11 protein-coding genes are annotated in these 10,241 nt (G+C 67.6%); all 11 read right to left on the bottom strand.

Annotated elements, in window-relative coordinates; translation table 11 throughout:
- Positions 1–246: 246 nt before the first annotated feature.
- Positions 247–1,419 carry a GAF domain-containing protein gene (locus VFY73_RS10370; protein ID WP_329718334.1) on the bottom strand — a complete coding sequence of 391 codons (1,173 nt, stop codon included), beginning with the start codon at positions 1,417–1,419 and terminating at the stop codon, positions 247–249.
- 18 nt (positions 1,420–1,437) lie between these two features.
- Positions 1,438–1,827: a response regulator gene (locus tag VFY73_RS10365; RefSeq protein ID WP_329718332.1), complete on the bottom strand. Its 390-nt coding sequence runs from the start codon at positions 1,825–1,827 to the stop codon at positions 1,438–1,440.
- A gap of 367 nt (positions 1,828–2,194) precedes the next feature.
- Positions 2,195–2,452: a MoaD/ThiS family protein gene (locus VFY73_RS10360; protein WP_329718330.1), complete on the bottom strand. Its 258-nt coding sequence runs from the start codon at positions 2,450–2,452 to the stop codon at positions 2,195–2,197.
- Positions 2,449–3,588, bottom strand: a complete 1,140-nt coding sequence (locus VFY73_RS10355) for a glycosyl hydrolase (RefSeq protein ID WP_329718328.1) — start codon at positions 3,586–3,588, stop codon at positions 2,449–2,451. Before VFY73_RS10355 ends, VFY73_RS10360 begins: the two co-directional genes overlap by 4 nt.
- A gap of 196 nt (positions 3,589–3,784) precedes the next feature.
- Positions 3,785–5,989 (bottom strand): di-heme oxidoredictase family protein, encoded by a 2,205-nt coding sequence (locus tag VFY73_RS10350; protein ID WP_329718326.1) that lies wholly within the window; start codon positions 5,987–5,989, stop codon positions 3,785–3,787.
- The gene (locus tag VFY73_RS10345; protein ID WP_329718324.1) at positions 5,986–6,276 is read right to left on the bottom strand and encodes an AraC family ligand binding domain-containing protein; all 291 of its coding nucleotides are present in this window, start codon (positions 6,274–6,276) and stop codon (positions 5,986–5,988) included. The genes VFY73_RS10350 and VFY73_RS10345 overlap by 4 nt, the downstream gene beginning before the upstream one ends.
- An 18-nt stretch (positions 6,277–6,294) precedes the next feature.
- Positions 6,295–6,465, bottom strand: coding sequence for a hypothetical protein (locus VFY73_RS10340; protein ID WP_329718322.1), 171 nt, complete (start codon positions 6,463–6,465; stop codon positions 6,295–6,297).
- Positions 6,466–6,495: 30 nt separating this feature from the next.
- Entirely contained in the window at positions 6,496–6,723 is a 228-nt protein-coding gene (locus VFY73_RS10335) for a hypothetical protein (protein ID WP_329718320.1), read from the bottom strand.
- A gap of 193 nt (positions 6,724–6,916) precedes the next feature.
- Positions 6,917–8,629, bottom strand: a complete 1,713-nt coding sequence (locus VFY73_RS10330) for a cation:proton antiporter (protein ID WP_329718318.1) — start codon at positions 8,627–8,629, stop codon at positions 6,917–6,919.
- 318 nt (positions 8,630–8,947) lie between these two features.
- Positions 8,948–9,400, bottom strand: coding sequence for a thioesterase family protein (locus VFY73_RS10325; protein WP_329718316.1), 453 nt, complete (start codon positions 9,398–9,400; stop codon positions 8,948–8,950).
- A gap of 234 nt (positions 9,401–9,634) precedes the next feature.
- Positions 9,635–10,241 (bottom strand): helix-turn-helix transcriptional regulator (locus VFY73_RS10320; RefSeq protein ID WP_329718314.1); only part of this gene is annotated, 607 nt, incomplete at its 5' end.

Here is a 10,241-nt window from a genome sequence, read left to right as displayed (position 1 = left end):
ACGTGCAAGCCCTCTCGCAGCGGGTGTTGTCGACGTTTCTCGATGCAATTCAGACGGCACTTCCAGACAGCGACCTGCGCTTGAGCGTCGCTTCAGGACCGAACGAGACAACGCTGACGATCTCTGTTTGGGGTCCTGGGGCGAAGTTCTGCCAACGGCGAGCATCAGCGCCGAACCTGCGGTAGCACCCGCCCCTTCCGGGGCCTTCGGTCCGATGCTCAAGCGCGTGCCGGAACAGGCCATCGCTCAATGAATCATTGGAGCTGTTGCCATGAATACGGGCGGCGCAATACCGTCATGGGGTCCGCCGCGAACCACGACTTGGCCAAGCTGACCGGAACGAACGACCGACACTTCCAGCTGCGCTCCGGGTGGTGAGCATTGGATCGCGGAAAGCAGGCAGTCGAGCACGCGCCACGCCATGGCTCCGGGATCCTCGAGCACCGGCACGCGATCCACCTGTGCGGGGCGCAACTCGATGGCTGCCACGCGCGCCTCTGTCTCCAAGAGCTCCAGGAGATCGGAAATCAGGTCGGCCAGCTCGATCCGCTCTTGATGGGGCCGATCCTTGCTCAAGGCGAGTGTCCGCCACACCGCGGCATGCCGGGCGAATTTCCGGCTCAGTTCCAGCGCCGACTCGACCATCGTCGATGCGTCGGTGCCCGCGGCGATGCTCTGCGCTGCCACCTCCAGTTGAAGACGGGCCATCGCAATGCGCTGGATCATGTCCTGGCGCAGGTGTTCGAGAAGTGGCTCCTGGGGGTCGCTGACGTTGTCGGACAGCCATCGAGCCAACAGTTCGCACTCCACGGCCTCCGAGGCACAGAAGAGGATGTTGCGGACGCGGTCCGCCGTTTGCAGTCGGCGCACGGACATGCTGAGCACGCCCACCGTCTGCCCAGCGGGTCCATGCAGGGGCACGCCCTGGCATGTGAAGGCATGAAAGCCTTCGATGAAGTGCTCGGGCCCCACCAGTTCGACGTAACCGTCCTCTGCCAGCGCAGTGCCCACGCCGTTGGCGCCGGCGCGGGATTCGTCGAGCAAGGACCCTGGGCGCGGGAAGTCCTGGTCCGCGATCGTTTCCGGGTCGCCATGGAGTTCGAGGAGGCGCCCGTTTGCGTCAGCCAGCATGGCGGCGTGTCGGTCCGCACCAGCGGCTTGTGACAGGGCGGAAAGAAACGGCTGGCCAGCTGTAAGCAGCCAGTCCTGCTCCCGCAACAGCGAATCCACTTCTCGAGGCGTGAGCACATCGGCCTTCGCCATGCGCGCGTCGCACCCCGCCATGCGGGATCGCACCCAGGCGCGCGTGACGTAGCGCCGGACATCCGTTCCCGGTTCCACTCCGGTGCTGACGTACCGTTCCCATGCGGTCCGCACGGCATTCAGAGAGGGATGGCGAATACTGGAGAGGAATTGCATTTCACACCTCACACAACTTCATGGGGGAAAGCTTCCTGAGCGCCTCCGAAGCAGCCCATTCACCACATCGACAAGCCCCTTCGAAGAGAACGGCTTCGCGACGGCGGAGTCGAAGCCGTGCAGTGCGCCTTCGCGCTCGACATCCCGGATGGCAGACACGAGGACAGCGGGTGCGCTCGATCCGGCTGCTCGCAGCTTCTTCAGGACTTCCGGGCCGGTCAGCACCGGCATACGGAAATCAAGGAGGATCACGTCGGGCCGGAAACCCTGCTCGACCAGCTCGACGGCCAGTGGGCTTTCCGATACCGGCGTCACGGCAAAGCCGGCGCGCTCCAGCAACGTCCGGGTGAGAAGCAGGAAGACATCCTCATCGTCGACGAGCAGAAGTTGGGGCGGTGCGTTCGACATCAGGCGCGAAGATCCTGGAAGAACCCATCCCCCTATTGATCGGCGTCAACAAAGAAGCACTGAGGTGGATTCTGCGTCATGAGGAGAGCCCCCTTTCCCATATCGACGCCCGCCAAGTTCAAAGGCCGAACGTGCGGTGCGCCTTGTCTCCAACCCGCGGCGACTTGACCTCTCGCAGCCGACACCGGTGCCACCGACCATCGTCGAGCTCAGCGACAGCTTGGTGGCCGTCAGCCTGAGTACGGGAGCCTGCGACTACGGTCAGCAACCGCTGCAAAGCCGCAGCCAACAGGCCGGCGCAATGGACCGAGACGGCTCGGCAGCACCCGATCGACGCCATACCCAACGGGCATCCGCGCTGCCGCCCTCACCCGCCGCTGAGCGCCAGCACGATCGCCACGAAGTCGTCTGGCTGCAATGCGCGGCCAAGGTCGCGCACGCCCTGCCCGTTGACGAAGATGCGCATGTTCGGCCGCAGTTGCTGCTGCTCGTCGACCACTCGAAAGCGCAGGCCCGGGTAGCGCTGGTCGAGGTCGGCGAAGAGCGCGAGCAGCGTGTCGCCGGTCGCCTCCACCTCCGGCGCGCCGGTGTAAGAGCGCAGCGCGCTCGGCACCAGCACCTTCACGCCAGCTCCGCCACTTCGACCGCGTAGATCTCGGGCAGGTGGCGTGCGATGTTGGCCCAGTGTGAGCCGCCGTCGTGGCCGATCCACAGCTCGCCGCTGGTGGTGCCCAGGTACAGCGCCGGCGCGGGCAAGGCATCGGCCGTCATCGCCTGGCGCTTGACGGTCCACCAGGCTTGCTGCTGCGGCAGGCCCTGGTCCAGCCGTTGCCAGGTCTGGCCCCCGTCACGGGTGACGTAGGCTGCCGGGCGGCCGGCGGGGCTGGTGCGGGGCCAGACGTCGGTGCCGTCCATCGGGAACACCCAGGCGGTGTCGGCGTCGCGCGGGTGCACCACCATCGGGAAGCCGATGTCGCCCACCTCCGCAGGCATGTGGCGGCCGACACGCTGCCAGGCCGTGGCCGGCCGGTCGAGCCGGTAGATGCCGCAGTGGTTCTGCTGGTACAGGCGGTCAGGGTTGCCGGGGCAGATGCGCACGCAGTGCGGGTCGTGAAAGGTCACGGTGGCGGCGTCGAAACCTTCCACCACTTGCATGCCTTCGATCAGCGTCGTCCAGCTGCGCCCGGCATCGCGAGACTCGTGCACACCGCCGCCCGACATGCCGAACAGCAGGTGCTGCGGGTCGCGCGGGTCGACGATGACGGAGTGCAGCTTGGGGCCGTCGGGCGTGCCGTCCTGCGCCGTGCCCATCCATTCGCGAAACTGCGGGTCGTCGTTGACGGCCGGCAGCGGCGTCCAACTGTCGCCACCATCCTCCGAGCGGAACAGGCCCTGCGGCGAGGTGCCGGCGAACCAGGTGTCGCGCTCGCTGGCATGGCCGGGCGTCAGCCAGAAGGTGTGGTCCACCGCGCGCGCCGGCAGGTGGTTCGACGGTGGGTCGAAAGCCGGCGGTCGGCGGGCCTCTTTCCAGGTCTTGCCCAGGTCGGTGGAGCGGAACACGGTCGGTCCCAGGTGGCCGGTTTTCGCGGCGGCCAGCAGCGTGCGCCCGTCGCGCGGGTCGAGCCGCATGTGGCTGATGGTGTGACCCAGGAAGTGCGGGCCGTCGACCGTCCAGGCGTCGCGCTGCGGGTCTGCGCGGAACAACCAGGCGCCCTTGCGCGTGGCCACGAGCAGCACCAGTCGGGTTGGGGATGAGTTCATGAAAGTCGCTCTGTGAAAGCTGCCACCGTGCAGCGCGGCGAGGCGGCAGGTGCCGCCTCATCGCTACGACGAACGGGCCGACAGCCAATCGACATGAGAGGCACGTTCTGCCCGTCGATCCGGCACGTCACGGTCATCGCCGCCGCCGCCCCCGCCGGCTGTGGGCGTGCCGGCCTGGCCAGGTCTCAGGCGACGCTCAGCGAGAGTTCACGAACTCGATGAGATCGGCGCGCTGCTTGGCGGTCATCGCTTTGAATCGGTCGCGGCTGGCCGAGCCTTGGCCCCCGTGCCAGAGGATCGCCTCTTCGATCGAGCGCGCGCGCCCGTCATGCAGATAGTGGGTGCCCGGGTTGATGCTCGCGAGCAAGCCCAGGCCCCACAGCGGCGGTGTTCGCCATTCCCTGCCGCTCGCAGCCGCCTGCGGGAATTCGTCTGCCAGGTCGGGGCCCATGTCGTGCAGCAGCAAGTCGGTGTAGGGGTGGATGGTCTGGCGGCGCAGTTCCGCAAAACCATGCGCGGTACCGGTTGTGAGGGTGGGCACGTGGCAGGCGCTGCAACGCGCCTTGTTGAACTGTCGCTCACCATTGGCGACCCGCGCTTGAATGGCTTGTTCGGCGGCGACTTGCGCAGCGGTCTCGTCGGGCGACTGGCTGATGATCGTCGGCGCCGAGATCCCCACCGGTTGCTCGCCGTTGAAATGGCGCTGTGGCGGCACCCCCAGCAAGCTCAAGTACTTGGTGACGCGAGCGAGATCACCCTCGGAGAATTCGGGGCCGTGCGCGTCCGCGGCGCGGCAGTCGGCGTTGTCGGTTGCCTGGCCGCAAAGATGCTTGGGCAGGATCGTCGTGGTCACGCCGATGTCGGCGTTCAGCGCCTCGGCGGTCTGCTTCTGCACGGTCGGCGAGGTGGCCTTCCAGCCGAAACGGCCCACCCGTTTGATCTTCGGGTCGATCTTGTCGGCCACGATCTGCAGGCGGCCGATCGCACCGTCGGGGTCCGAGGCGCTGGCGTCTGCGAGGGCCTGCAGAGTCGACTCGGGCACGGCCTCGAGCAGGCCCATGCCGATCAAGTGGGGCGCGGCGCGAACCGACATCCGCTCGGGCAGCGGCAAGGGGCGGCCGGCGATGTCGGTCAGCGCGTACAGCGGCTTCTTCAGCGTGTACTTGGTGTTGTCCGGGTAGCTGCCCTGCGTCGTCTTGAAGCCGCTGATCGTCAGCAGCCCTTGGCGGCCGTCGACGGTCTTGCCGCCTGACACGACGAGACCTTGGTTCAGGTGCCCGCCGAAGCGGGCATCGGGCACCAGCTTGCCCTGGTCGTTGAGCTCCGCGGTGAGCACCGCCATGTTGGCCAGGGGCGCGTCGGTCGGCGGCGTGCTCTTGCCGTTGCCTGAGTGGCAGGCGATGCACGACACCTGCTGGAACTTCGGCCCTGCCTTGCCGGCTTGCACCGTGTTCGGTTCGTTGCGGGGTTCGGAGTGGCTGCCGTCGACGAACGAGGTGTGGAAGAGCCGGCGCCCTTCCACGAAGGGCTGGATGTTGGCGCCGGCGATGTTCGTCGCCGCCTGCATCAGGTTGAGTTCGGGCTGGTACGAAGCATCTTCATGCAGCGTCGTGTCGCCGCCAGCCCTCGCCTGCCCGGGCAGCAGGCTCGAGTTCCACGGGATGCCCCCGGTGTCGCAGCAAGCATCGCGGTACCACGGGTGCACGCCCGGTTTGCCAACGCGGTAGGCGACGGCTTCGGCGTAGTAGTTGAACCGGCCCAGTGCGTCGCCCTGGTTGCCGGCGAGGAACAGTCCGAGCTCGAACTCCAGCGTGTCGCCCACGCGGTAGTTGCGCCCGAGCGGTGCGTTGTAGGTCAGCTGGCGCACGAGCACGAACTCGCCCGGCGCCGGTGGCACATTCAGGTCGGTGTCGTAGTTGCTGCGCGGGTCGTAGGGCAAGGCGTCGTAGTTCGCCACCGGCGTCTTCAACTCCTGCCCCGGCATCAGGCTGAACGCGGGAAGCCGTTTCATGCCGGCGTTGTCGCCGTACAGCGCCGGGGAGACCGGCAGGTACGGGTCGTTCGCGCTGCGGCCGATGTAGCCGGCACGGAAGTTGGTGTCGAACAGCCACCATTGCGGGCGAACCACCACGGTGACGATCCGTTCCTCGGCGTTGGTCGGCGACACGTTCTCGTAGATCGTCATGTCATGCGTGCGCCGCACGAAGTAGTTCGGCGTGAACAGGTCGTAGCCGTCGCCGGTGGGCCCCCAGATCTCGCGTGCGTGCCGGTCGCGCGCACGCCCGCCGACACGCGTCACGAGCGTGCCGTCCGGCAGCTTGTAGGTGGTGGCCGGCTCGGGGTTGCTCCAACTGAGCGGTGTGTAGCTCCTGGCTTCGGCCGCCGGTGCGGCATTGGTCACCGCCAGCGGCGCAGCCTTGGCGGCCGGCTCGGAAGGGGCCGAGCCCGCGCCGCCGCCACGGTGCCCGGGGCAATGGCGAACAGATCGCCTGGGCGGGCATGGAAGGGACGGCCTCCCACGCTGCAACGGCACTCCCCGTCAACGATGGCACCGAAGGACCAATCGGCGTGCCAGTGCGGCACCCATTCCTGGCCGGGCTGGCGGTGCCGAACGTGCTCGACGTCGAACACTTGCAGGCGCCGCACCTCGGACCGGTTCAGCGCCATCGCGGTGGGCTTGCCGTCCATCGATCCGGCCACGGGCCGTCACGCATCAAGAGCTCCACGCACGGTGATCCCCATCCACCCGGCATTGGCCTCGATGGCTTGAATGTCGCCGAGCAGGCCGATGTCCTCTTGTGGGTGCGCGGTCAGTTGGAGCGATGCCGTTGCCGCGTGCCAGCCACCACCCACCCGGTCGACGATGTCTGGCTTCACGAGCACGGGTTGGGGCAAGTCTGCAGCAGCTCATGGCCATCCGTACAAGCCTGCCAATCGGCAAAGTGCACGCAGCCCGTCCCGGTGGGTCGGCCCAGCGGGCGGCACCAACGCCGCGGCGGCGTCGGCGTCAAAGCGGAAAGCGACGTTCAGCAACCAACCGGCGTAGTGCCAGGGTGGCGCCTTCACCAACGCCGCCCGTCCCGTGGTGGTGAACGGGGCGGTGAAGCTGTGGTGGGACCAAGGCGATGTGTTCATCAGCCAATGGTGACCGGGGCGAGCGACCTTGGATAGTACGGATGTGATCTCATCGAATCCGCAGTGCGGGTCACCGTCGTTCGAGGCGGACCGCTGGCTGCCTGAGGCCATGGGGTGCCTGGCACCGATGCCCACCCCATGCTTTGCGTTGCGCCGTTGGCGGGCAGCGCAGACGGCACCGGCCCGTCGCCAGTCAGCCTGTTCGGCTCCCGGCCTGCGGCGCGAAGCGCTTCAACGCCTCGTTGGCCATGCCATGGGCGAGCTCTTCCTCGCTGAAGAACACCTTGCCGACACCCTCGTGGCGCAGCAACTCGGACTCTTCCTCGTTGTGGGTCCGCAGCAGGATCTCGATGTTCGGGTTCAACGCACGCGCGGTCTCGGCCATCTGGCGCACGTTGATCGTGTCGGGCGTGGCCACCACCAGCATCGCCGCGTCGGCAATATGCGCCTGGATCAGCACCGCCGGGTCGGCCGCATTGCCCGACACGGCGGCGATGCCGTTCTTGCGCAGGTCCTCAACCAGTTCACGGTTCTCTTCCGCCACCACGAAGGGGATGCCGCGCTCGTGCAGCGCCTTGGCAATGCGGCGCCCCACTCGCCCGTAGCCGACCAGCACCACCTGGCCCTGCAGGAACTTGCGCTCAATGCTCATCGGCAGCTCGGCATACGGGTCTTCGCGCCGATCCAGCTCGCGCGCCCGCGCCGAATGCTCGAGCACCCAGCGCCGGATCGGCTCGCTGGCACTGAAAAGGAACGAGTTGAGCGCGATCGAGATCAACACCCCCGCCAGGATCAGGCTCATGCCTTCGGCCGGCAGCAGGCCCAGCGACAGGCCCAGCCCGGCCAGGATGATCGAGAACTCGCCGACCTGGCCCAGGCCCGCCGCCACCGACAAGGCCGTGCTCAGCGGGTAGCGCAGCGCGATGACCAGCGCCATCGAGATCAGCGAGTTGCCCACGATGATGATGGCGAGCACACCCAGTACGCGGGCGGGCTGCTCGACCAGGATCGCCGGGTCGAACACCATGCCCACCGAGACGAAGAACAACACCGAGAAGGCGTCGCGCAGCGGCAAGGATTCTTCGGCCGCCCGGTGGCTGAACTCGGACTCGCGCATCACCGTGCCGGCGAAGAACGCGCCGAGCGCGAACGACACGCTGAACAGCGCCGACGCGCCGTAGGCGATGCCGATCGCCGTCGCGATCACCGCCAGCGTGAACAACTCGCGCGAGCCGGTGCGCGCCACCTGCCACAGCAACCAGGGCAGCGCCCGGCGGCCCACTACCAGCATCAACGCGATGAAGGCCGACACCTGCAGCAAGGTCTGCCCGATCGACAGCCACAGCGACTCGGCGTCGGCCGCCCCTGCCGTCGTGCTGCCAAGGGCTCCGGCAAGAGGCGGCAGCAACACCAGCACCAGCACGGTGACGAGATCCTGCACGACCAGCCACCCCACCGCGATGCGGCCGTTCAGGGTCTGGAGCATGTTGCGCGACTCCAGCGATTTCAGCAGGACCACGGTGCTGGCGCAGGCCAGCGCCAGGCCGAGAATCAGCGAGCCGCCGACGCTCCAACCCCACCAACGCGCGAAGCCAAAGCCCAGCGCAGTCGTCACGCCCATCTGCACGATCGCCCCCGGTATCGCCACGCGCCGCACCGCCAACAAATCGTTGGGCGAGAAATGCAGCCCAACGCCGAACATCAGCAGCATCACGCCAATTTCCGACAGCTGCGAGGCGATCTGCGCGTCGGCGACAAAGCCCGGCGTGGTAGGCCCGATCAGGATACCGGCGAGCAAGTAGCCCACCAGCGCCGGCACCTTCACCAGTTCGGCCAGGAAGCCAAGCAACAAGGCCCCGCCGAATGCCGCCGCGACCGTGGTGATGAGGGAAATGCTGTGATCCATCGGATTCCGGTGGGCCGCCTGCAGTCAGACGGCATGGTGAAAACTGAGAGGCTCCAGATGGCGGCCAGAGCAAGGCCAACCGACGCGCGCCGGAGGCGCCAAACCGATCGATGATAGGGCCCCGTTTCGGCGGGGCGTCACCCGGGCAGCGATGCCGCGATGCAGCGACAGCACGGCCGTGCACGAACCCCGCTCAGGTTCAGGAGGGCTGGAGCATTTCGCGCCGTGTCGAGCCGGGAAGCAACAGGGTTCAGCCCTTGACCGAGGGAGCGGCAGCGAGCACTGGTGAGCATCTGGCTCGTCCACGGCGAGCGCTCCTCAACCACCTTCGCCCCCTGGCCGGTCAACGGCTGCCGCGAGATAGATCGCGCAAAACTCTTGCGGCATGCGGCGCGGCCGGCCGCTGCTCAGCTCGATGCAGACGAGGTCCCACCGCCCGCGCAGGATCGTTGCGCCATCGCGGTCGCGGATCAGCTGAAAGCGCCGGCCCATCGCCAGCTTGCCGTCACCGCTGAACAGCCAGGTGCCCAGCGTCATCTCGTCGCCCAAACCAGACGGCCGCACGTACTCGTACTCGCCGCGGCGAATCGCCATCGCGCGGTCGAGCCGCCGGTAGTCGGCCAGGGCCAGCCCCAGCGCCTCCGAGTGCGCCCAGGCCACCTTCTCGCACCATTGCACGTACACCGCGTTGTTGGTGTGGTTCAACCCATCGATGTCCTGGCTTTGCGCGACGGTGGGCAGGGTGAACGGGTTGGGGTGGTCCCAGGGCATAAGACGTTGAGCGGACAAGCTGCGCCGATTCTGTTGCACGCGCGGTGAGCCCACAAGCTCGGTCGCGGTCGCTTCGGCCTGCCCAGCAGCAAGACAACCTGCAACACAGCGGCAGCCCAGGCCATTCGTCCCCCCAAGCGAGACCCACGTGAAGCCATTCGAATCGTCGCCCGTCGCACAGGCCTCCCAGGCGCATCTGCCGCTCATGTGGCATGACCGCGCAGAGCGCAGGCCTCAGCCACCAGGGGCCGCGACGTCCGTCGCCGCGATGCCGTTGGCCCGCACGAGGTCGCCCGGCGTGTAGCCAAAGGCGCGCCGGAACCAGCGCGTGAAATGCGCCTGATCGGTGAAGCCACAGGCCGCCGCCACGCAGGCGAGTGACTCGCCGTCCAGCAGCATTTCCTTGGCTCGTTGCAGGCGAACGGCGCGCAGATAGTCGGCTGGAGACATGCCGACCCAGCGCTTCAGCACACGGTGGATCCGCTCTCGGCTGACAGCGCAGTACTCGGCCAGGCCAGACACCGTCTGCTCACCCGCGAGGATGGCAGCCTGCACGCGTTCGAGCAGGCTGCGAACGGCCTCGCTTGGCGGGTCATCCGGTGAGGCACCGGGGTCTTGCTGCAACCCATGACACAAGGCTGGCAGGGCCCGGTGCAACCAGGCCTGAGCGTCTGCGGCGGTGGACAGCCCGGGCGCCTGGCCGACCACCTCCGGTGCATGGACCCACCCGCTGCGCGCAGGGCCGGAAAGCCCGGCATGGACGAGCCAATCGTTCGGCACATACAGCATCACCACCAACGCGCCCGCATTGCGCTCATGTGGCGTCAGCGCCCCCGTGTGC

The sequence above is a fragment of the Ideonella sp. genome (assembly GCF_036277275.1).
Classification (GTDB): domain Bacteria; phylum Pseudomonadota; class Gammaproteobacteria; order Burkholderiales; family Burkholderiaceae_C; genus Ideonella.
The sequence above is the reverse complement of the archived record's forward strand: the minus strand, read 5'-3'. Positions and strand labels throughout refer to the sequence as shown.

Bases quoted from the DNA above. Each gene is read 5' to 3' on its own strand.
- VFY73_RS10370 (WP_329718334.1), bottom strand. From the start codon at position 1,419: ATGCAATTCCTCTCCAGTATTCGCCATCCCTCTCTGAATGCCGTGCGG.
- VFY73_RS10365 (WP_329718332.1), bottom strand. From the start codon at position 1,827: ATGTCGAACGCACCGCCCCAACTTCTGCTCGTCGACGATGAGGATGTC.
- VFY73_RS10355 (WP_329718328.1), bottom strand. From the start codon at position 3,588: ATGAACTCATCCCCAACCCGACTGGTGCTGCTCGTGGCCACGCGCAAG.
- VFY73_RS10345 (WP_329718324.1), bottom strand. From the start codon at position 6,276: ATGGACGGCAAGCCCACCGCGATGGCGCTGAACCGGTCCGAGGTGCGG.
- VFY73_RS10335 (WP_329718320.1), bottom strand. From the start codon at position 6,723: ATGAACACATCGCCTTGGTCCCACCACAGCTTCACCGCCCCGTTCACC.
- VFY73_RS10330 (WP_329718318.1), bottom strand. From the start codon at position 8,629: ATGGATCACAGCATTTCCCTCATCACCACGGTCGCGGCGGCATTCGGC.
- VFY73_RS10325 (WP_329718316.1), bottom strand. From the start codon at position 9,400: ATGCCCTGGGACCACCCCAACCCGTTCACCCTGCCCACCGTCGCGCAA.